Below are 23259 nucleotides of genomic sequence, written 5' to 3'. Positions count from 1 at the left end.
GAAGAAAGGACTCAAACGCCGTGCAACATTTACTAGACGAAGCAGAACGCTTCTTGACGACTTATATAGAAGAGACACCACACACAAAAAATCGTTTGAACGACGTGCGCGATGAAATTTTACGAACGGGAAGCTATACACAAACAACGGACGAAGTGACGTTCGGAGCGAAACTTGCTTGGCGTAACAGCAACCGGTGCATCGGACGGCTCTTTTGGGATCAACTGCACGTCATCGATGCCCGTGCGGCGACAACGATCGAAGCGATTCGAGACGCGTTGTTCCACCACATTCGCCACGCCACCAATGAGGGACGGATCCGTTCGACAATCACGATTTTCCATCCGCAACGTGTCCGCGTCCTCAATCATCAACTGATTCGTTACGCCGGCTACGAAACGGCCGACGGCGTACTTGGTGATCCTGCATCCACCGCTTTCACGAAACAATGTCAGGCACTTGGGTGGACGGGACAAGGGACCGCCTTTGATATTTTACCGCTGTTGGTTGAACTCGATGGACAGGTAACACTCCATGAGATTCCACAAGAACTGATTCTTGAAGTTACGATCATCCATCCCGACTATGATTTGTTCGCAGGACGCGACATCAAGTGGTACGCCGTCCCGATGATTTCCGATATGCGTCTTGAAATCGGCGGCATTTCGTACCCATGTGCTCCGTTCAATGGCTGGTATATGGGAACTGAAATTGGAGCCCGTAACCTTGCTGACGCGGACCGTTATAATCTCTTACCGCTTGTCGCTGAACAACTTGGTCTGAACACGTCCCGTGAGCGCGCCTTATGGAAAGACCGGGCCCTCGTCGAACTCAATGTCGCCGTCCTCGAATCCTTCGAGCGGTCCGGAGTGACGATTGTCGATCATCATACGGCGGCCAAACAATTCGCCCGGTTCGAAAAAAATGAAGCCGCTTGCGGTCGCGACGTCACTGGGGAATGGTCGTGGCTCGTTCCACCGATGAGCGGAGCAGCGACACATGTCTTCCATAAAGATTATGACAATGCGTTACAGCGACCGAACTTTTTCCCGAAACAGACGCAAGCCACGGGATGTCCGTTCCACCAGGAGGTGCCGTGGTGAATTACGTCAAATCCATCCGTGATTTAGTCGGACCCACTCCACTGATTTTAGTCGGTGCCGTCGTCCTCGTCATTAAGGAAGGTCAGATTTTACTCGAACAACGAGATGAAGAACAAGCACGTTTCGGTCTTCCGGGTGGTCTCATGGAATGGGAAGAATCGACGGAAGAGACGGCCCGACGCGAATTATTCGAAGAAACCGGACTCGTCGCAAAGACGCTCAAGCTGCTCGGTGTCTACTCCGGTAAAAATTACGTCACGACACTCGCGAACGGGGATGTCTTTCAAAGTGTCACCCTCGCATACGTTGCGTCCGATACTTCCGGCACACTCCGTGTCAGTGATGAAAGTGTTGCATTGACGTATGTGTCCCTGACGGACTTACCGGATAACATCGTCGGTTCGCATCTTCTGATGATTCAAGATTATATAGCAAGTATTTCTTCATAAATTCATTCTTAGAGACGAGGCATTTTCCAATGATGAACAAAATTATGCTTATCATGCTGGGTGGCACTGGAATCTTATTCGTAATTTTCGCCATCCTCGTCATGATCAGCTTATGGACATGACAAATAGCCATTCGTTCTAAAGTAGTGCTTGCTACTTCCGAACGATGGCTATTTTTTTCGTTAACGAATGGCTTTACTCATGACGAATTGTTTTAAATCACGTTGCGCCCATCCTTCTGCACGCAATGTTTCCCAGACGAGTGGATTCGTCGACTGCAATTGATACGTCATTCCACTCAAACGTCGGGTCGCTTCCGTTGCGATGCGCGCGACCTCCGATTCTTCCGTCACAATGGCAAAAATCGAGTCGTTTGAAGCAGCGATGAATGCTCCATCCAGTTCATAATAGGTGGCCTTTCTATATTTCATCACGCCCGGATCTTGTTGCCAAATGTATTCGCCTTGTTGGGCGTATCTCCGTTCAAATGCCACTTCATCAATCTCAACGAGTGGATTCACCTGGTTCGGTTCATCGCGCTGAAAATAACCGAGTTCATGGTCTTGGCGGTAGCCAAGCTGGTGATACAAATCAATTGCAGGTGTATTACCTTGGATGACTTCAAGCATTAATCGATCGACTTCCAGCTCTTTCGCATAACTTAGTTGAGCCTCGTATAATGCTTTTGCGATGCCGAGACGGCGATATTGCGGATCTACGCCAAGCCCGCCACACCGCATGACTTGCTCTTTTTTAATTTTCTTGAGGCCGTTCAGCCATAATCCGACAGGTCGTTCTCCATGAAAGGCGACAAACGAGTGTTCCAATTGATTGGCATCTCGCGTCAAAATCCGTTCCTGAAACACTTCAAATGACAAACCGAGCGGAATCATGTAATCACTGAACCCTTCTTGCATCGCGTTGTAGGCAGATTCTAAATCAGGATTTCTTTTAATATGAATCATATGTAGTCCCTCCTCTTCTCTCTTCAATCGTTCGACTTTTTACAAGATGTTTCCTGCACTTGTTTCCAACAAAAAAATCACCCCCGATGAAATCGAGAGTGATCATGTACTTAATTTAATTTCGAACGGCTTCTTCCGTAACCGAAGTAGACAAGCAAACCAATCGCTGTCCAGATGAAGAACGCAATCCACGTAAAGGTTTGGAGATTCAACATTAACATGATACACGCGAGGACCGATAAAATCGGGAGAACCGGGACGAACGGGACTTTGAACGCCCGTTTTAAGTCCGGACGCGTCCGACGCAAGATGATGACGGCGATTAACGCGAACGCAGCGAGTGTCCCGATGTTAATCAATTCCGCCAACGTACCGAGCGGGACGAATCCAGCAATCAAACCAGAAGCGGTACCGAGAATCCAAGTCGCCTTGACCGGTGTATGCGATTTTTCATTGACGTCCGAGAAAACTTTCGGTAATAATCCATCACGACTCATCGCAAACAACAGACGGACGAGACCAAATGTCATGACAAGAATAACTGTCGTCATCCCGACGATGGCTCCAATCCGGCAACCCAGTTTTGACCTGCGACTTTTAACGCAAGCGAAACCGGACTATCGACACCTTCAAATTGTTTGAACGGGACGATTCCGACCATAATTGCAGAGACGACGATGAACAAGATGACGACGGCGACTTTAACGAGTACCATCACGTTATTGACACGTTTTGTTTCCTTGATTCCAAGTGACAACAAGAACGTAATGACCATCAAAATTAAGAATGCCGGTAAGTTAAAGAACGTTTCACTGCCAGGTACGGCGCCCGGTGCCGCACGGAGCGCCGTCGGAAGTTCAATGCCGAATTCCGATAACAACGACTGGAAGTAACCTGACCACCCTGTCGCGACGGCACTCGAAGCCAGACCGTATTCTAAAATTAAACACCACCTGATGATCCAGGCAACGAGTTCGCCAATCGTAGCGTAGGTGTATGTATATACACTACCCGAGACAGGAATCATCGAGGAAAATTCGGCATAACAGAGGGCGGCTAACGCACAAACGATGGCTGAAATAATGAATGAGACCGGTAATGCTGGACCTGCGTATAAGGCGCCTGTTCCTATTAAAACGAAAATACCTGTACCAATGATGGCACCGATTCCGAGTAAAAAACTCCTTCGCATACTAGCGAAGGAGTTACACGTTACTTACGGACGATCGTTTGGATGATCAAGATTTGGTCCACGATTTCCATCTGGGTCAATCGGATAATCATCCTGTTGTGCCAAATCATTTTCAGGAAGCGCACCTTTTGGCTTACCGTGCGTCGGTTTCTCATCAGTCGATTCCGTCGAACGGGAAGCACGTGGGGCACGGTCTGGCGTGACATCATCTGCTGCTTTCGAAGCTGCACCTTTAGCCGCTTCTTTCAGGCTTGGCTTAGGAGCTGATGGAGTTCGGTCCGAAGCAAGACTCGACGTATCAAGCTCTGTCTCTTCTGCTTTCTTCTCGAGACGATCAAGGTAGCGCGAAGCATTATCGCGACCACCTAAACCAAAGGCGAGGCCGAAGGCAAGGGCGGCTGCTCCGAGAATCAAGATGAAGGCCGAGTTGACGATCGTCGCTGCGACCCCAAGTTGATCGAGTGCCATGAAGATCGCGAGGGCTAAAATCGCATAACGTGCAACATTCGATAGGACTTTAAGATCAGAACTGCCGAACAAACTATCCATCGCGCGTTTGACCAAGTTACTGACGATAATCCCGATTGCGAGAATGACAATCGCCGTCAAGACACTCGGAAGGAAGGCAAGGACAGCTCGTCCAAGATCGACCATGAAGTTCAGACCAATCAGGTTAAAGGCTTCGACGACGAACAGGACGACGATGATAATCTCAACGAGAGCACCGACGAGTGAAGAAGGTGACATCGACGTATTGTTAGCATCCCAGTTTCCAATTTTCAAGTGACGTGTCAAATTGTTAAAACCGAGTCGGACGAGAAGGTCGGTGACGAATTTTTTTACGAATCGTCCAACATAGACACCGACGAGAATCAAGACGACGCCGATTACAATGTTCGGAATCATTCCGAGGACATCGTTTAGCATGTTGATTGCTGGTGCACTGATTCCTTCGATGTTCAGTTGATCAAGTGCTGAAATCGTGATCGGAATCAAAATCAAGATGAAGACGACTGTCCCGAGAATTGACGAGACCGATTTTGAATCTTTTTGATTGTCTGTCCCGATGTTAAAACGGGAAGCAAATTTATCCGTCCCAATCGCATGAAGGAAGTTCGTCACGATATCGCGGACAATTTTTGCGACCAAGAACCCAACTAGCAAAATAGCTGCTGCTGCGATTAGTCGTGGGATGAAGCTTAAGAACGAGGATAACAGTTGACTGAACGGTTCCGAAACACTGTCAATGTTGAGGGCATCAAGTACACCTGGTAGGAAAATCAATAAAACCAAGTAGAAGACGATATCCCCGGCAATTTTCGGATAGTTCGATAGATCGGCTTGTCCTTGTAACATCTTGTTTGAACGAACCTTTTCGTTCGCCATCAACTTTGTTCCACCTTTGACGATGACCATCCGTAAGACGACGGCAATAATATAGGCGAACAGTAGAACGAGTGCAGCTTTTAAGATGTTCGGAATTGCCGCAAGCAGCGTGCTCATTGTGTCTGCGAGTGGTGCTGCAATGATGCCAAGATTAAGAATGTTGAACACTAAAATTAGTACAAAAACCATTAAGACCCAAAAAATAACTGTTCCAACGACTTTTTCTGGTGTCCATTTCTTTTTCTTCGTTGTCGCTTCAGCTGACTTTTCTGGCATCAACTTCTTGACGACACCTGACTTTTCTAGTGCCTTTTGAATGCCGTTCGCAATTAATTTTGCGATCAGCCAACCAATTAGGAACACAAGTAGTGCACCTAATATGTTACCAAGAACACCGAACATTCCGTTCAGGTTTAGCGAAGTATCGTTCCACATATTGTTCATCCTGTCACACTCCTTTTTTAAAAAATGGATTATCGGCATACCTTTACATCTATCATTTCCCCCTGTTGTGAATGAAGTAAACACGCTTTCAGTCAAATTGACAGACAATTCAAGAAACACTAAAAAACGGATGACCCTCGCGAGAATCATCCGTTTCGACATTGTTTATTTGATTAACGTGACGTTGCCTTTCCGGCGACGGTCTGATCGTGTAAGACGTCTTCAATCGCTGCATACCCGCCATCGATGTTAATGACATTCTTCACACCGAGTGATTGGAGGACGCTGACCGCCATCCGTGACCGGACCCCTGACGCACAGTGGACGGCGATCGGTTGGTCGCTCGGAAGCTCTTCATGACGTGACGCAAGTTTTCCGAGTAAAATCCGGTGAGCCTGTTCATAATGGCTCTCCTCCCACTCTGTTTTATTTCGGACGTCAAGGACGTAGACGTCACCGGCTTCAGCTGCTGCGATGGCTTTGTCTGCTGTCCAGTCCGGATAACTTTCTGTTAACTGACTCGCTGTCAGTTTTTCGACATCAATCAATGTCACGAAACGATCCAGTCCGATCGATTGTAAATCCGTTTGAATCGTTTCCAGTTGATCCGTTGCTGCGAGAATCGCGATATCCTGATTGAAATCGACTAACCAGCCTGCCCAGGCGACGAATTTCGAATTGTAGGGAATGTTGATTGTCCCCGGTACATGTCCGGCACCAAATGTTTTTCCGTCTCGTGTATCGACGACTTGCATCGTCTTGACGAGTTCTTCCACCGTGTTCGCTTCAGCAAGGCGTGGACGATCAACTTCTGTCGTCACGACAATGCCTTCTTTGTTGACTTTTTTCATCATCGCAAAGTAGTTCGGTGGTTCTGGTTGATCCGTTGTTAATTCTTTAACAAATGCCGCTTCATCCTCCATCCGGAGTGCCCAGTTCGTCACTTTTTCGTAGCCGACCGTCGATGTCGGAACAGCACCGAGGGCTTTCCCGCACGCGCTTCCTGCACCGTGTCCCGGCCAGACTTGTGTGAAGTCAGGCAGTTGTTTGAAGCGTTTCAAGGACTGGAACATTTGCTTCGCACCGAGGGCTGTCGTTCCTTGAATACCGGCTGCTTCTTCCAGTAAATCCGGACGTCCGATATCGCCGACGAAAACGAAGTCACCTGTGAAAATCCCCATCGGAACTGTCTGATCACGATCGTATAAGACAAACGAGATGTGTTCCGGCGTATGACCTGGTGTATGCATGACTTCAAGCGTCACATTCCCGACTTTGAACGTCTCCCCGTCTTTGACGAGACGGGCATCAATCTCTGAAGCAAAACCATACTTCCAAGAAGCATCGCCTTCGTTTGATAGATAAGCTATCGTTCCGAGACGCTTCGCGAATTCGCGTGTCCCAGAGACGAAATCGGCATGAATGTGTGTTTCCGCCGTCGCCGAAATTCGAAGCCCTTCTTTTTCCGCTTCTTTGAGATACGGTTCGATGTTTCGTGCCGGATCGATAACGATCGCTTCCCCTGTCTTCTGGCACCCTACCATATATGAAGCTTGTGCTAATTTTTCATCATAGAAATAGCGTAATAACATAACGATTCCTCCTTTAGTTGAATGGTCGTACCCGATTGATCGTTGCTTAGCGTGTGACGTTTCCTTCCCAGCTCATCATTCCGCCGTCGACGTTCGTGACGTCGAAGCCTGCTTGTTCCAAATACATCGAAGCATTCATACTCCGTCCACCCGATAAACAAATGACGTGGAGCGGTTGAGAGGCATCCAGTTCAGCCGTGCGTTCCGTCAATTCAGATAATGGAACATTTTTAGCCTGTTCGATATGACCGCCTGCGTATTCATCCGTTTCGCGGACATCAATCAACTGGATTGATGCATCCGTTTGAAGTGTTTGTTCAAGTTCAGTCGTCGACATGTTTTTCATGAAGTTTCTCTCCTTTTGTTGCCCGTTCGGCAAAATGATTTCTGCTCATAATATACCCCCTGCGGTATTAAAAATCAAGGGAAAGGATTATTCCGACAAAAAAAGCAGCCCCTCTCCTCGAGGAACTGCTTCATTTCTTACGATCCTGTCATACGACTTCTTTTTCGGAAAACTGGCTGTTGTAGAGGTCCGCATAGAAACCATCTGCTTTTAGCAACGCTTCATGCGTTCCTTGTTCAATGACACGCCCTTGATCCATGACGAGGATTAAGTCCGCATCTTTAATCGTCGACAGGCGGTGGGCGATGACGAAACTCGTCCGTCCGTCCATCAAGCGTTGCATCGCCTGCTGGATGAAGATTTCCGTCCGCGTATCGACGCTCGACGTCGCTTCATCCAAAATCATGATCGGTGGATCGGCGAGAACCGCACGGGCAATCGTCAACAATTGTTTTTGCCCTTGTGAGATGTTCGAGGCCTCTTCGTTCAAGACCGTCTCATACCCGTCCGGTAACGTCCGGATGAAGTGATCGGCATGGGCTGCTTTCGCCGCATCGATGATGTCTTCTTCCGATGCTCCGACTTTCCCGTACGCGAGATTATCGCGGATCGTCCCGTTAAAGAGCCACGTATCCTGTAAGACCATCCCGAAGGTCGTCCGTAGGTCTTCCCGGGAGATGTCACGGGTATCGATTCCGTCAATCCGGATCGCACCACCGTTTAATTCATAGAAACGCATCAACAGGTTGATTAAGGTCGTTTTCCCAGCACCGGTCGGACCGACGATCGCGACGGTTTGTCCCGGCCGGACATCGATGTTCATGTCTTCAATCAAGAGGTCTTTTCCGTAACCGAAGTCAACATGTTCAAACGCGACGGCACCTTTCGCACGCGCGAGATGATGCGTTGTCACTTCTTTGATTTCCTCTTCTTCATCTAACAATTCAAAAACACGTTCTGCTGCTGCGACCGTCGACTGGACGATATTTGCGATGTTCGCCGTCTGCGTGATCGGTTGTGTGAATTGTCGGGTATACGTGATGAAGGCTTGAATGTCCCCAATCGAGATACTGCGTTGCGTCACTAAAATCCCGCCGACGACACTGATCAAGACATAACTGATGTTCCCGATGAACATCATCATCGGCATGATGATGCCGGAAATGAACTGCGCTTTTCGTCCGGCATCATAAAGCTGTTCATTGACGTCGTCAAACTCTGCGACGGCTTTCCGTTCGTGACCGAACGCCTTGACGACCGGATGTCCCGTATACATCTCTTCGACGTGGCCATTCAGCTGACCAAGCGTCCGTTGTTGATCAGCAAAATACTTCTGTGACCGTTTTAAAATCGGACGGATCGCAAAAATCGATAACGGTAACGTCACGAGTGAAATCAGCGTCAAGAGCGGACTGATCGTCAGCATCATGATTAAGATCCCGACGATCGTGACGATTGACGTAATGAACGATGTGACACTTTGTTGGAGCGTACTCCCAATCGTATCGATATCGTTCGTCACCCGGCTGAGCGTTTCCCCGTTCGGTCGTCCGTCATAATACTTCAGCGGTAACCGCTCAAGTTTCTGATTGACGTCCTCCCGTAAGTCATACACCGTTTTTTGGGCGACGCTCGACATGATGTATTGCTGAATGTAACTAAATATACTACTGATGACGTAAAGTCCTGCGAGCAGTAACAAAATCTGACCAATCTTCGTAAAGTCGATTTCAGCGCCCGGCACCCCTTGGAACTTCGCATACGCCCCTTCGAACAGTTCCGTAATCGCTGTCCCCATGATTTTTGGTCCTGCGATCATAAAGACCGTACTGAGAATCGCGGCGACAAACACAGCAATCAGTGCCGTCCGCCGTGGTTTTAAATAGGCGAGTAACCGACGGAACGTCGCTTTGAAGTCTTTCGGTTTCTCCCCCATCATCATCATGTTTCCACCGCCGGGACCGCCACCCGGTCCACCCGGAGGTCCGCCGGCAGGTCGTTTCGTTGTCTGACTCATGCGATTTCCTCCTCTGACAGTTGGGATTTGACGATTTCTTGATAGACATCGTTTGTTGCGTACAGTTCGTCGTGCGTGCCGATTCCTGCGACGCGCCCTTCTTCAAGAACGATGATTTGATCCGCATCCATGACCGTACTGACACGTTGGGCGACAATCAGAACGGTCGCTTGACGCGTTTCTTCTTTTAATGCTTTTCGGAGTGTTGCGTCCGTCTTGAAGTCGAGGGCGGAGAAGCTGTCATCGAACACATAAAGGTCGGGTTTCCGGACGAGCGCCCGGGCAATCGAAAGCCGTTGTTTTTGGCCACCGGAAACGTTTGATCCGCCTTGTTCAATCACGGAATCGTACCGGTCCGGCATCCGTTCGATGAAGTCGGTCGCTTGGGCGACACGCGCTGCATGTTCGATTTCTTCTAATGATGCATCCTGTTTCCCGAAACGGATGTTGTCCGCAATCGACCCCGTGAACAATAGGGCTTTTTGTGGCACGAAGCCGATTTTCGAACGTAATTCCTCTTGGGGGACGTCACGACTGTCGACGCCGTTGACTTGGATGCTGCCACTCGTTACGTCGTAAAAACGGGGAATCAAATTGACGAGCGTCGATTTCCCGGCACCGGTCCCGCCGATGACAGCGGTGATTTCACCAGGACGTGCTTTGAAGCTGATATCCGACAGCACCGGCGCTTCTGCTCCCGGATAGCTGAACGTCACGTGATCGAAGACGAGCGTGCCCGGCTCACGGTCTGCTGAAGCGCTTCCTTCATCGACCATCGTCGGTGTCATCTCGAGGACTTCATTAATCCGTTTCGCCGAGACCGCAGCACGGGGAATCATGACGAACATGACGGATGCCATGACGAGGGCGAACATAATTTGCATGACGTATTGGATGAACGCCATCAGGTCACCGATTTGCATGCCGCCGTTATTAATCCGGATCCCACCGAACCAAATGACGCCGACGACCGTCAAGTTCATCACGAGCATCATTGTCGGCATCAAAAATGCCATGATCTTATTGACCTTAATCGAGACGTCCGTCAGATCCGCATTGGCTTGCGTCAAACGGACTTTTTCTTCTTTCTCCCGGTTGAAGGCACGAATGACACGGATGCCTGTCAAATTCTCGCGTAAGACGAGATTTAACCGGTCGAGTCGTTTTTGGACTTGTCCGAACAGCGGCACCCCTTTCCATAAAATCAACAAAATCGAGACAACGAGGACGGGCATCGCGGCAACGATGACGAGTGATAGTTTGGCATCCTTCGAGACCGCCATGATCAGACCACCAATGAACATGATTGGTGCACTGACGACCATCCGCAACATCATGATGACGACTTGTTGGACTTGTGTGATGTCGTTCGTCGTCCGTGTGATCAGCGACGCCGTTCCGACCTGGTCGAACTCTTGCAGTGAAAAACGTTCGACGTGGTTAAAGACTTTCCGGCGAATGTCACGCCCAAGTCCCATCGCCGCTTTTGATGAATAATAACTTGCGGCAATTGCAGCTGTCGCACCGAGTGCCGTGATGCCCAGCATGACCGCACCAATTTTCCAAATGTAGCCTGTATCCCCGACGACAACGCCTTTATCGATGATGTCTGCCATCAAAGTCGGTAAATACAAATCGGACATCGACTGGGCGAAGACGAGGACCAATACGGCGAGGACCGCCAATTTATAGACTTTTAGATTTTTGAGTAACTTAATCACGTGTACAACCTCCGTTTCCTGGCGGGAGAATCTCTTTCATGCCACGGGCAATGATGTCATGGGTCGCAAGCATCTGCTCGAAGGCTTCCGGATCAATCGTTTCCAAAATTTTCTCGAGGCGTTGTTGCATCCCGGTTTCTTGTTGTTTCATCTCTTGAACGAAACGTTCTCCTTGTTCACTGAGCGACAAAATCACTTCGCGCCGATTTTGTTCGTTCGTCTCGCGAACAATCCAGCCGGACTGCACCAGTCCTTCGATCGATTGACTGAGCGTACTTTTCGGTAAGTGGGTCTGTGCTGCCAAATCTTTTTGGGTAATCGGTCCGCGCGGTGCAATCGTCATTAAACTATGAAATTGCGGCATACTGAGTCCATTTTCCTGTGCCGTCTGATGGGCAAAACGCATCAAGTGGCGCTGGATGTTCCAAAACGATTTCATCATCGTTGCCGATCGTAAATTTTCCTGCTGTTCTGTTTCCATGGATTCAACTCCTTTGTTCAATTTCGAATCGTTCCATTTGGAATGATTATCTATGTAAACTAAATTACGCCGATTCATTCGTAAAGTCAACTAAATAACAATGTGAAAATGCACATAATATTTTTAGCAAATTCAAAGAGTGACCACAGATTATGAATACACAAAAAAACGACCATTTCTCTACCTAGAAATGGTCGTTCTCTATAGTTCACTCCGGCTCCACATGGACATGAATGTCGTAGACGCCATATTCGTCCGTCAACGTATCTTCGACTCGTGTTGCGATATCATGGGCTTGGTGGATGTTGAGTGTCGAATTGACGAGAATCACGACATCGACGACTTCATTATTGCCATAGTTCCGTCCTTTGATTGACTTGATTCCTTTGACACCTTCGAGGTCAAAAATCACGTCCTCATACATCTTCAGCTTTTGTTCATCAAAGCCGTCCGTCAGTTCGTGGGAAGCTTCCGAGAAAATATCCCATGCCGTTTTACAGATTAAGAAACCGACGATGATCGCCGTCACGATATCAAGCCACGGCATCCCGAACTGGGAACCGATGATTCCGATTGACGCTCCGATACTGACCCAGGCATCCGACCGATTGTCTTTCGCCGTTGCCATGACAGCCTTGCTGTCAATTTCTTCAGACAGTTTGCGGTTATACCGATAGACAAAATACATGACGACTGCCGAACCGATTCCGACATAGGCAGCTACGATATCTGGAGATTCTTGTTTTCCTTCAAATAAGCTTGAAATCGTATCAATCAACACTTGGAGACCGACTGCCATCATAATGAAAGAAGCGACCATCGACGCAATCGTCTCACTTTTCCAGTGACCGTATTTATGATTGTCATCTGCCGGACGACGGGAAATTCGTAATCCGATTAACACAGCAATCGATGCGATGATATCCGTCGTATTGTTCAAACCATCTGCCCGTAAAGCGGCAGAATCCGCTGAATAGCCGACAAGCAATTTAATTACGGATAATAGGATATAGGCTGCAATGCTAATCATCGCACCGCGTTCGCCCCGTTTTAGATTATCGAATTTTTGTTCGTCCATCATTCCGCCCGCCCCCACTTACTCGCTTAATTCCGAAAACTTATCGTAGCAGTTCAATACAAGTGGGTCTAGAGAAATCATTTTGTTTATAACTAGATAATTAATAAATGACCAACTTTGTTTTCTATAGGCAAAATAGATCAAGCCCTAGTAATCCAACATTCTTGAACAGAAAAACCGCTTACATCTCTTGAACAACCAACTTTTTTGCGGAAATTTATTGAACAAAAAAAGCATAATCCGTGCATCTTCTTACCAGAGTCAGTAGACTAAAGACAAACAATCATACTATAGGGGGATTTACACATGAGTAACTACATCAAGAGTGAAGACACGTTTAAAGAACTAATCGCAAGCGAAACACCGGTCATCATCAAGTTCGAAGCCGACTGGTGCCCGGACTGCAAACGGATGGACTACTTCATGCCGGACGTCGAGTCACAATTTAAAGAACTTCCAATCTATACGATCGATAAAGATGAGTTCCCGGAAATCGCATCCGATAATGTCGTCATGGGAATTCCAAGTTTACTCGTTTTCCAAAACAGCGAGAAGCTTGGTCACTTGCATAGCGCCAACGCAAAAACACCAGGAGAAGTGACAGACTTCCTCAAAAAGAACTTCAACTAAACGCATGAAGCCCCACTTTCCATTCAGGAGAGCGGGGCTTTTTTTAGCGTTCGCAGGCGATGCCGTCTTTGTCACGGTCTTTTGACTTATTGAGATTATACGTCGCTAAGCTTACATGTTGGGCGTACTTTGTTTTCTTATAAATGGCTTTCCCATTTTTATCGTAACCCGTTCGGTTTTTCAAACCCTTTTTCTTCGAGACGCCACCTTTATACGTTTTTTGCATCTCCGTACAGTTTTTAAATGCCTTCGCCTTAGTCGCTGCGTCACTTTGACCAAATGTAGCGCCAAGTAATGAAATACTAAGTACACCTGTCATGACAATCTTTAATGCTTTTTTCATCAGGTTACCTCCGTTTCTAAAAAACCAAATCTTAGTGATAATTTGATTATAATAGATTTCTTTAGAAATAGTTTCCTATTTTTAAAATTTAGAGATATGACTTATCTGACAGTTTAAAAGACAAAAAAAGACCCGCTTCATTATGAAGCGGGCCCTAGCGTGTAGACAAACGCTTATTAAGTGTGAACATGCCGATTTGAGACAGATTGTGCTCAACTGTCTGCATGCCCGGCTTTCCGTCACGGTATTACCTAAAAAGCGTCACGTCTCGTTGACTCCTACGGGAAAAAGTGCGTTTTTAACGCGACTTGCCAGAGGCAGGCAAGACCCTGCTCGTTGTCCGTGAGGATCAAGGAGCAACGGCTTGCGCCTCGCCCGAGGAAAGCAACGAAAAAAGAGACGCTTTCTCTCCCGATAGTACATCGTACGTTGTCTACAGTCTGAGACCCGTTTCATAATGAAGCGGGCCCTACTTGTAATTACCATTCAGTAACGCAACCGTTCAATCTTGATTTTCTTATACCGTAGGCTTAAACCGAAGGCAATCAAGAGATAGAGGAAACCAATTAAAAATGAAAAATCACCATACGGAATTGCAGTAAAGGCATTCCAACCAAACATCGGCACGACAAACAGAACATACAGTGGATATTGGATTCCTGACATCATGTCAAACCACGTCTGATCCCAAAGGTGATTCTCAAACAATGTAATCAAATAGACGACCATCCCGCCGATGAAACCAAAACGAAGGTAGTTAAACAGAAAACGGATGAGCGATGTGTTTTTAAGGATGAGGATTGATCCCATCAAGAAAGCAAACCAGCCAATCGACGTAAGAATTTGTACTATACCAATCGAACCATCCGGATAAATTCCGGCTGGCCAGCCGTTCAACATAATCGAAACGAGTAATAGCGTACAAAAAAGTACGAGATAAGACTTTGTTCCCTTCGGCATTTTCAAATTCCTCCATTACTTTTGATATGAACTAGTATTCGACGTCCCTCTCGTCAAACCTTCCATAAAAAGTAAAAATATTCAATTACATAACAAACGAGCCCTAACAGGTCAGGGCTCGTCCGGTTTATTTTACTTCCAGCTTCACATCATCAATCATCACGTCATGCGCCGCAAACGGAGAGCCTGCCGCTTTTCCCAGCAAGAACTTCAGACCAGCTGTATCGTCTTGTCCGAGCGTAAAGTCAAACTGATACGTTTTTGCTTCCGTCCCGAGTTCGACGACCTGACTGAAGTAACGCGTATACGCCGCATTTTCGACCGTCACTTCGAGCGGCCGTGCAACCGTCGACGATGCCTTAAATGTCAACTGGTACGTCTGTCCTTTGACGAGCGCTAAGTTCCCTTGTTCCAGTAAGACGCTCCATGGCTCCTGTCCTTCTGAAGCAATCGCGATTTTTGCAGCTTCATTCACCGTCGAGACGACCGCTTGTGCATCATAATGAACGTATGAACTCCAGAAGTTCAGCCCTTCCGTGAACGAGCCGTTTTTTAACGGCGACTTATCGATCTCGATCGGCGTCGTGTCAAAGAGTTCAACATCATCGATGGCCACTTCCCCTTTCTCTGATCCAAGAATGAACTGGAGACGACTTTTTAGATCGGTCGCTTCTGTCATCGTAAACGGTACTTCAAACGTCTCCATCTTACCGCTCGGCGCAATCCGTTGTTCCGGCAGGTAAGCCGTCGTTTCTGTCGCATCCGTCAACTGAACATTTATCTTGTTCACCCGTTTTGCTGCTGCTTTGAAACGCAGCACATATTGATGGTCTTTTACGAGTTGTACGCCTTGTTGCGACAGTGTCGCGTTTTGTCCTTTTTTCGTATTCGTTTTGAATGTGAAGTCACGTGTTACCGGGTCGACCGATCCCGTCCCCTTCGTTTTCCCGGCATCAAACTGCCAATACGTCAAACGATCCATCGCCCCTTGGTCAAACGTCCCGTTGTAGATTTGATTGCCGTCCGGTAAAGCCGGTTTTGTTGCCGCTTCATCGATTTCACCGCGTGGAATCTGTTCGACACGGACGTTGCCGATTTTGACGCCCGCTTGCGCGAGACCTAAATTGAATTCAAGTCGTGCCGCAAGATCCGTTTCACCCGTCATGTCGAACGTAAACGTGTAAGGCTTGATGGTCGTCGTTAAATCGATTGATTCTTCATTCGAGTATTTCGTATAACCGCGTTCAGCACCACCACCGACTTTGACCACCATCTTCCGCGCCTGGTCGCTACTCGCGTCGAAGCTGACTTGATAACGGCCACCTTGTGCGAGCGAAACGTTTTGAATCAATTGGTGCGAGTACGTCTGTGCCCCAGGCTTTGTGATCATCATGTCAGCAAAACGTGTTCCGTCCTGCTCCGTCACGTCGACTGATCCCGTGCCGCCAAAGTCAGGCAACGTCACATAGTTCCAGTAGGTCGGATCAAGTGTCTGCGCGCCGTCCGTAATCGTCTTAATCGCTTTTTCGTACGCTTGGTCATAGACGAGGTTTCCGTCTTCAAGCGGTTGCTTCGCCCCGTCCGGTAACGTCACGTCTTCATAGACCGGCTCGACCGGTTCCCGGTAGGCGCGGTTCTTCAGGTCATAGACCCGGACATAATCGACTTCCATCTCAGCCGGGAACTTCGTCGTCGCGTCGACTTCCCCGTCGAACCAGCCGCCGACAGCGAGGTTCATCACGAGATAGAAATTTTGGTCGAACGGTGCCGGATAACTGTAGTTCGTCGCCGTATTTTTTCCTTTGCTGTACCAATCGTTTTGTGTCTGATAGAGGTTTCCGTCGACGTACCAACGGAGTTCACCCGGCTCCCACTCAACGGCATATGTATGCCACTGGTCAATCCGCTCACCGTCCGGGAAATGATAATCCTTACCGGTATATTTATTATTCGGCCAGTTTTCGCCGTAATGAATTGTCCCCGCGACCTTTTCAGGCTGACTGCCCCAGGATTCCATCACATCGATTTCACCGGACGATGCCCAGGCACCATACTTGTCCTGCTCCGGCAACATCCAAAACGCTGGCCACAGTCCTTTACCGGTCGGCAGCTTCGCTTTGATTTCATAACGGCCGTACGTCTTGCTGAACAGTCCTTTTGTCTTCAATTTTGCCGAAGTGTAGTCATAACTTCCGAAGGCGTCCGTCGTCTTTTCCTGTTTTGCGCGGATGACGAGTTTTCCGTCACGGATGAAGGCATTGTCTTTTTTGTCGGTATAATATTGTTTTTCGTTATTTCCCCACCCGGATGAAACGCCGTTGCCGTCCGCATCGACGATCCAGTTTCCCGTGTCGTAGTTCCATTTCGTCCGGTCAAGTTGTTGTTTCGTAAACTCGTCCGACCAGACCATTTTCCATTTCGTTTTGTCCTGTTTGTCTGCTTTTTCAGCATGCCCTGTCCCGGCATAAGTTAAGACTAAGCCTGTCCCAAGGGCGACTGCGAGCCATTTCTTCATCTGTAATCCTCCTTTGACAAAAAACAGGCAAGACCGATGTAATTCGACCTTGCCTGCGACTGAGTTACGCTTCCTGTGAGAGTGTTGCTTTATGTGTCTGGATGACATCGGCATACCAATGCGCGCTGTCCTTCCATGTCCGTTCCTGTGTTTCGAAATCGACATAGATGATGCCGAATCGTTTGTCGTATCCGAAGCTCCACTCGAAGTTATCGAGCAGCGACCAAAGGTAGTAGCCTTCGATGTTCATTCCCTCGTCGTTCAAGTCGGAGACCGCTTGCAAGTGTTGCGCAACATAGTCGATCCGGTTTTGGTCATGGACACGACCATCGACGAGTTGATCGTCGAACGCTGCCCCGTTCTCCGTGATGAAGATCGGGAGTGACGTATATTCCGCGCGAAGGCGACGAATCAAGTCCTTGAACTCGTTTGGTGCGATGTCCCAGCCCATGCCCGTCTTATCGTAGTCCGAGTACGCATCTTTGTGCAGGAAGTCATTCGCGGCACTGAACTCAACTAAGTTGCGGCTGTAGAAGTTGATCCCGAAGAAGTCACAGCCGACCGAAATCGTTGCCATGTCGCCTTCTTGGATGAAGTCGTACGTATGGACGTATTTCGAGAACAGGTTCATCATGTCGACCGGATACTGTCCCTTGAAGATTGGGTCGAGGAACCAGCGATTCGCGTACCCGTCGGCGTTGTTCATCGCCAACTGATCATTGACGGAATCCGTCTTCGCGTACTTCGGTGCGAGATTCAATGTGATGCCGATCGGTGTCGCCGAGTTGAACTCCCCTTTGAGCAGTTCGACCGCTTTTCCGTGTGACAACAGCATGTGGTGAACGGCACGGACGGCTTCGTTCATGTCCGTGTGACCGGGTGCATGGTGTCCGAGGTGGTAGCTGAGGAAACCGGCACACCACGGTTCATTGTGCGTGATCCACGAATCGACGATGTCGTCGAGTTCTTCGAAGCAGACACGGGCGAAGTCGAGGAACCAGTCGACCGAGTCACGGTTGACCCAGCCCCCTTCGTCGTATGCCCACATCGGTAAATCCCAGTGGTAGAGCGTGACGGCCGGTTTGATCCCTTCTTCGCGTAAGCGTGTCGCGAGTGTCCGGTAAAACGCCATGCCTTCCGGGTTGTAGTGACCTTTCGCCGGGAAGATCCGTGGCCAGGCAATCGAGAAGCGGTACGTATCGACGCCTAACTGTTTGATGTGCTGGATGTCTTCTTCAAACCGGTGGTAATGGTCGCAGGCGACATCGCCATTGTGTTTTTCAAAAACTTTTCCGTCCGTATCGCAGAACGTATCCCAAATTGATGGTGTCCGTCCCCCCTCGTCGTGTGCGCCCTCGATTTGATACGAAGACGTAGCCGTTCCGAAGACGAAGTTTGATGCAAATTTCATACGCGTACTCCCCTTTAACTAACAGATTATTCTTTGACGGCACCAGCTGAGATGCTGCTGACGATGTATTTTGATAGGAACAAGAAAGCGATCATGATTGGGACGACAGAAATCGCGATCCCGAGATAAAGTGCCCCTAAGTTTTCTGCGACTTGTGAACCTTTCAAGAAGCCCATCAAGACCGGTAACGTGTATTTTTCTGGTGAGAACAATAGGACGAGCGGCATGATGTAGTTGTTCCACGAACCGATGAACGTAAAGATCGACATCGTCGCGATCGCCGGCATCATCATTGGCAAGGCGATCGTATGGAAGATACGCCATTCGCTTGCACCATCCATTCGCGCCGCCTCAATCAAACTTGGGTGCATGACGGTCTGTAAATACTGACGGACGAAGAAGACCGTGAATGGACTGGCAATCGCCGGAACGATCAGCGGGATGAAGCTGTCGAGAATACCTAAATTCTTACTGAGTTCGTAGAACCCGATCAATCCGAGTTGTCCCGGAATCATCATCATGACGAGCATGAAGACGAACAGGACGTTTTTTCCTTTGAACTGATAAAAAGCAAATCCGAACGCTGTCATCGCTGAGAAGTAACCCGACAAGACAGTGACGAGGACGGCGATGATCAGACTGTTCTTGAAGCCGGACCAGATGTTGACGTAGGAGCTTAACGCCGCATAGTTCTCAGCGAGCGAGTTCCCGGGAATCAAGGAGAAACCGGACAGGACTTCTTCGTTCGACCGGGTCGCGTTGATGATCATCATTAAAAATGGAATGATACAGGCGATGGTCAAGGCAATCAGGCTGACATAGATCAGGCTCTTGCCGAACCAGGCTTTTTTCTGTTTCGGTGGTGCCAACTTCAGCGGACGTTCTGAACGCTCCGGTTGTTCCTCCGTTTGCGGGACGATCCGCCGTGCTTCTGCATTTCGTTCCATCGGTCAGGCTCCTTTCGGTGAACGTTCTTTTCGGAACATCCCTTTGAAGACGATGATTGAAAAGACGAGCGTGATAGCAAACAATCCATAGGCGACGGCAGCAGCGTAGCCATAGTTGTTGTACTTAAAGGCTTGATTGTAGAGATAGAGGACCATCGTGTTCAAGGCACCATCCGGCGCACCGACACCGTCCGTAATCAACATCGGGAGATCAAACAGTTGGAGTCCGCCGATCAGTGACGTGATCATGATGTACAGTAAAATCGGTTTTAACAGCGGCAACGTGATCCGCGAGAAGATTTGCCAGCGTGTCGCACCATCAATCAAGGCCGCTTCGAAATAATCTTTCGAGATGCCGGATACACCGGCCATGACGACGATGAACGAGTGACCAAGCCACATCCAGGTCAGGATGAGTGAAACGGAAATCTGGGCTGTGACCGGTTGTGTCAACCAGTTGATCGGGTCGGAAATGATTCCGACTTTCATCAACATCATGTTGAGTGATCCGTGTTGCCAGTCGAGTAAAATCCCGAACAACAAGGCAACCGAGCTAATCGTGATTAAGTTCGGTAAGTAGAACGTCGCCCGGAAGAAAGCAAGTCCTTTTAACTTGAGTTGTAAGTCTGAGAACAGTAAGGCGAGCATCAACGCTCCACCAATTTGCAGGATGAAGTTCAGTCCCCAAATCTTGATCGTATTGAAGAAGGCTTCAATGAAGTACGTATCTCCGAGCAAACGCGTATAGTTCGCGAGTCCGACGAGTTGTTCGCCTTCTGCGCCTGTATAGTTCGTGAAGCTGTAATAGAACGTCAACGCGACCGGATAGATGCTGAAGATTAAGAAGACGATCCAAAACGGTGCGATGAACAGATAACCATGGCGATCGAGTTTTTTCACAGGTCAAACCCCTTTCTTAAACAAGAAGAGGTAGGGCGAGGTCCGCCCCACCCAGTCTCCTTATTCCGGTACTTTGACGTCCGGATACGCATTTTTGACTTTTTTGTAGAATTCAGCAAGTGCTTCGTCTTTTGATTTTTTGCCTTGGACGTATTCCATGACTGACGCACCGTATAATGTATCGAGCTGTTGGTCGTACTTCGTCACGATACCCGGTGTGATTTGATCCGCTTGATCGAGGAAGAACTCATAGTTGTTCTGTCCGCCGAGGAACTCATCTTTGAAGTCGGTTTTGATTTTGTCGGTAACTGGTGTATACGCAAGGACGTCACCTGTTTCTTTCGCCCAATCCGTCAAGAACTCTTCGTCTTGCGTCATCATTTTGACGAAATCATACGCAAGTTTTTGTTTCTTCGAATCTTTATAGACACCTAACCATGTACCGCCCCAGAAGTATGGGCTCGGTCCGCTTGTGACTGCCCAGTCACCGGCTGATTTCTTCGCATTTTCTTTTAAGACACTGTGTAAGCCCCATGTTGGAAGGACGTACGAGAAGATTTCTGTTTCGGTTTCTTTACCGTTTTCTTTGACTTTGACCGGCTTATCCATCCCGGCGAACCATGATGGTGACCACTCTGGCGCAAGTGCTGTGTATTGTTTTGTCCGTAATTCTTTTGCGTAATCCATGTAGTTCTTCTTGTCTTCTGTCAAGACGAGCTCTTGCTTATCGTTGACCCAGGCCTGCGGATCATTACCTTGTGCGAACCAACGGATTGAACCTTCATCCGGGAACATTTTGTAGCCTTTGCCTTTCATTTTCTCAGCGACATCGAAGACGCCGTCCATCGAGTTCATCATCGCACCGATTTCTTTTGGATCATCTGTGCCGAGGACCTTTTTGGCGATGCTGCGTTTGTAATAGATACCACCCGGTGTTGTTTGCCATGACAGCGCACGGACGTTACCGTCTTTGTCTTTCCCCATGTCATAGACGTACGGAATGTAGTCATCTTTGACTTCGTCTGCGTTAAACGGTTTTTCAGATAGGTTCGCCCAGTAACCGGCGTCGACCCATTGTTTCAAGAAGGCGATCTCACCTGTGAAGATATCCGGTGCACCGACGCCGCTCTCAAGTGCCGGTTTTAATTTCGTTGGGTAATCCGCGATCGGAACGATCGTCAATTCGACTTTGACATCATTGTTCTCTTCGAACTTTTTGATTGGTTCTTTTAACTCATCCGTGAACGACCAGATTTTTAGAACTTCTTTCCCGCCGCTCGTTTTTTCTTCGCTGCTACCTGAACATCCAGCAAGGACGCTTGCTGTTAACGCACCGACTGTTAAAACGCTCACTAATTGCTTCTTCATCTCATCTCATCCTTTTGTTAAGTATTCCGCTTATAAGTAAGCGGTTTCAATTCATTATTCAAAAATATCGAAAGCGCTTTCGAAAAAGCTTTAAAGAAAATTCCCGAAAGCCCTTTCGGAAAAAATGATAAAAAATGATTTCGAAATCGCTCTCGCTTTTCCTCACTGACAACGAGCGAGAGCGATTCCGAAACAACCATTGTGTTATTCAGGTACTGAACCTGTCGATTGACGAACCATTAAGTTGACCGGTATGACGTCACGTGTCGTGACCCGTTTTTTGTTGACGATTTGTTCAATCAAGACTGATGCTGCATGCTGACCAATCGTTTCCGTATCTTGCCGGACCGTCGTCAGCTTTGGTGTAATGTACTGCGCCATGTAGATATCATCGTACCCAACGACTGAGATATCTTCTGGAATCCGTAACCCGGCTTCATGAATCGCCTCAATCGCCCCGATCGCCATTTCATCCCCGGCAACGAAGACCGCTGTCGGTCGTTCAGGTAGTGCCAGCAACTCGTTCATCGCCCGCTTACCCTCTTCCCCGGAAAAGAATCCGCCGTTGACGAGATAACCGCCCGGAATCGGCAAATCAAGTTGTTCCATCGCTTGCTTGTAGCCTTCAATCCGCGCTCTTCCGGCATCTGTCGACGTATCCCCCGCAATGTGGGCAATCAACCGATGACCGAGTTCGTGCAAATGATTGACGGCGAGTGTGCCACCGGTGATGTTATCCGAATAGACGACACTACAATCGGCACTGTCCATGTCGACAACGACGATCGGAATCGTACTTTGAATCAACTCCTGGACGTGCTGATCCATCTGATCGGAACAGATGACGACGATGCCGTCGACTGCCCGGTGTCGGAAATGCTCGAGGTAACTCATATCGCGATTGCGTAAGTTCCGCGATGCGAAGATGAGATCATACCCTTGTTGTTCTGTTGCTTTTCGGAAACTCTCAATGATCGCGTTGAAGAACGGGTGCATCATTCCGACGCCATGTGCTTCCGAGAACATGACACCGATCGTCCACGAACGTTTCGTCGAGAGCGACTGGGCGTGCGCGTTCGGTAAGTATCCCATCTCGGCTGCTGCCTGGACGATTTTTGCTTTCGTCTTTTCGCTGACATCCGAATAATTATTTAAGGCTTTTGAGACCGTCGTAATCGAAAAACCGGTCATCTTCGCTAAATCATAAATTGTTCCCATGCTACTCACTCCATTTCACCGAAAGCGCTTTCGATAAATTTAGTATACGAACTCTCTTTGGAAGTTGCAACCTATTTTTTTATAAATGTCAGAAAAAATGAAAGCGTTATCATTTATACCGAATTCAATGCAGAAAGAGTTCGATTTTTCTTTTAATGAGAACAAATGTTTGGTATACTTAAAAAAACACACT

At 48.2% G+C, this 23259-nt stretch carries 19 protein-coding genes and 1 pseudogene; 3 read left to right on the top strand and 17 right to left on the bottom strand.

What is annotated here, in order from left to right; translation table 11 throughout:
- The first annotated feature begins 20 nt into the window (after positions 1 to 20).
- Both KNQ02_RS12385 and KNQ02_RS12380 read left to right on the top strand, forming a co-directional pair.
- A complete protein-coding gene (locus KNQ02_RS12385; RefSeq protein ID WP_214808722.1) occupies positions 21 to 1103 on the top strand; it encodes a nitric oxide synthase oxygenase in 1083 nt (360 codons plus the stop codon).
- On the top strand, positions 1100 to 1552 hold the full coding sequence (locus KNQ02_RS12380; protein ID WP_353048421.1) for an NUDIX hydrolase: 453 nt from the start codon (positions 1100 to 1102) through the stop codon (positions 1550 to 1552). Before KNQ02_RS12385 ends, KNQ02_RS12380 begins: the two co-directional genes overlap by 4 nt.
- Positions 1553 to 1734: 182 nt before the next feature.
- On the opposite strand, the gene KNQ02_RS12375 is transcribed toward KNQ02_RS12380, so the two are convergent.
- From KNQ02_RS12375 to KNQ02_RS12335, 9 genes and pseudogenes are all read right to left on the bottom strand, one after another.
- The gene (locus tag KNQ02_RS12375; RefSeq protein WP_214767269.1) at positions 1735 to 2517 is read right to left on the bottom strand and encodes a GNAT family N-acetyltransferase; all 783 of its coding nucleotides are present in this window, start codon (positions 2515 to 2517) and stop codon (positions 1735 to 1737) included.
- Between the two features lie 110 nt (positions 2518 to 2627).
- Positions 2628 to 3694, bottom strand: a pseudogene (locus KNQ02_RS12370) (amino acid permease); the annotation flags it as partial.
- Positions 3695 to 3733: 39 nt separating this feature from the next.
- Positions 3734 to 5539, bottom strand: a complete 1806-nt coding sequence (locus tag KNQ02_RS12365; protein ID WP_214767271.1) for a mechanosensitive ion channel — start codon at positions 5537 to 5539, stop codon at positions 3734 to 3736.
- 173 nt (positions 5540 to 5712) lie between these two features.
- The gene (locus KNQ02_RS12360) at positions 5713 to 7131 is read right to left on the bottom strand and encodes an MBL fold metallo-hydrolase (protein WP_214808718.1); all 1419 of its coding nucleotides are present in this window, start codon (positions 7129 to 7131) and stop codon (positions 5713 to 5715) included.
- A 46-nt stretch (positions 7132 to 7177) separates the two neighbouring features.
- Positions 7178 to 7477: a rhodanese-like domain-containing protein gene (locus KNQ02_RS12355; protein WP_088836170.1), complete on the bottom strand. Its 300-nt coding sequence runs from the start codon at positions 7475 to 7477 to the stop codon at positions 7178 to 7180.
- A 148-nt stretch (positions 7478 to 7625) separates the two neighbouring features.
- On the bottom strand, positions 7626 to 9494 hold the full coding sequence (locus KNQ02_RS12350) for an ABC transporter ATP-binding protein (RefSeq protein WP_088836169.1): 1869 nt from the start codon (positions 9492 to 9494) through the stop codon (positions 7626 to 7628).
- Positions 9491 to 11215 (bottom strand): ABC transporter ATP-binding protein, encoded by a 1725-nt coding sequence (locus KNQ02_RS12345; RefSeq protein WP_214808716.1) that lies wholly within the window; start codon positions 11213 to 11215, stop codon positions 9491 to 9493. The genes KNQ02_RS12350 and KNQ02_RS12345 overlap by 4 nt, the downstream gene beginning before the upstream one ends.
- A complete protein-coding gene (locus KNQ02_RS12340) occupies positions 11208 to 11696 on the bottom strand; it encodes a MarR family winged helix-turn-helix transcriptional regulator (RefSeq protein WP_088836167.1) in 489 nt (162 codons plus the stop codon). The genes KNQ02_RS12345 and KNQ02_RS12340 overlap by 8 nt, the downstream gene beginning before the upstream one ends.
- Positions 11697 to 11904: 208 nt before the next feature.
- A complete protein-coding gene (locus KNQ02_RS12335) occupies positions 11905 to 12774 on the bottom strand; it encodes a cation diffusion facilitator family transporter (protein WP_214808775.1) in 870 nt (289 codons plus the stop codon).
- A 306-nt stretch (positions 12775 to 13080) separates the two neighbouring features.
- On the opposite strand from KNQ02_RS12335, the gene KNQ02_RS12330 reads away from it, so the two are divergent.
- A complete protein-coding gene (locus KNQ02_RS12330; RefSeq protein ID WP_088836166.1) occupies positions 13081 to 13404 on the top strand; it encodes a thioredoxin family protein in 324 nt (107 codons plus the stop codon).
- 43 nt (positions 13405 to 13447) lie between these two features.
- Here KNQ02_RS12330 and KNQ02_RS12325 read toward each other — a convergent pair whose 3' ends face one another.
- The 8 genes from KNQ02_RS12325 to KNQ02_RS12290 form a co-directional block, all read right to left on the bottom strand.
- A complete protein-coding gene (locus KNQ02_RS12325; protein ID WP_214808713.1) occupies positions 13448 to 13747 on the bottom strand; it encodes an excalibur calcium-binding domain-containing protein in 300 nt (99 codons plus the stop codon).
- A gap of 486 nt (positions 13748 to 14233) precedes the next feature.
- Complete coding sequence (locus KNQ02_RS12320; RefSeq protein ID WP_088836164.1) at positions 14234 to 14707, bottom strand: hypothetical protein; 474 nt, start codon at positions 14705 to 14707, stop codon at positions 14234 to 14236.
- Between the two features lie 127 nt (positions 14708 to 14834).
- A complete protein-coding gene (locus KNQ02_RS12315) occupies positions 14835 to 17222 on the bottom strand; it encodes a carbohydrate binding domain-containing protein (protein WP_214808710.1) in 2388 nt (795 codons plus the stop codon).
- A gap of 64 nt (positions 17223 to 17286) precedes the next feature.
- Complete coding sequence (locus KNQ02_RS12310; protein WP_088836162.1) at positions 17287 to 18633, bottom strand: GH1 family beta-glucosidase; 1347 nt, start codon at positions 18631 to 18633, stop codon at positions 17287 to 17289.
- A 26-nt stretch (positions 18634 to 18659) separates the two neighbouring features.
- Entirely contained in the window at positions 18660 to 19580 is a 921-nt protein-coding gene (locus KNQ02_RS12305; protein WP_214808707.1) for a carbohydrate ABC transporter permease, read from the bottom strand.
- A gap of 3 nt (positions 19581 to 19583) precedes the next feature.
- Entirely contained in the window at positions 19584 to 20480 is an 897-nt protein-coding gene (locus KNQ02_RS12300; protein WP_088836160.1) for a carbohydrate ABC transporter permease, read from the bottom strand.
- 60 nt (positions 20481 to 20540) lie between these two features.
- The gene (locus KNQ02_RS12295) at positions 20541 to 21848 is read right to left on the bottom strand and encodes an ABC transporter substrate-binding protein (RefSeq protein ID WP_214808704.1); all 1308 of its coding nucleotides are present in this window, start codon (positions 21846 to 21848) and stop codon (positions 20541 to 20543) included.
- A 204-nt stretch (positions 21849 to 22052) separates the two neighbouring features.
- On the bottom strand, positions 22053 to 23066 hold the full coding sequence (locus tag KNQ02_RS12290; protein ID WP_214808702.1) for a LacI family DNA-binding transcriptional regulator: 1014 nt from the start codon (positions 23064 to 23066) through the stop codon (positions 22053 to 22055).
- Between the last annotated feature and the right edge of the window lie 193 nt (positions 23067 to 23259).

This window comes from Exiguobacterium sp. s102, from assembly GCF_018618635.1.
Classification (GTDB): domain Bacteria; phylum Bacillota; class Bacilli; order Exiguobacteriales; family Exiguobacteriaceae; genus Exiguobacterium_A; species Exiguobacterium_A oxidotolerans.
Note: the sequence above shows the minus strand (reverse complement) of the source record. Positions and strands in the feature narration are given on the sequence as shown.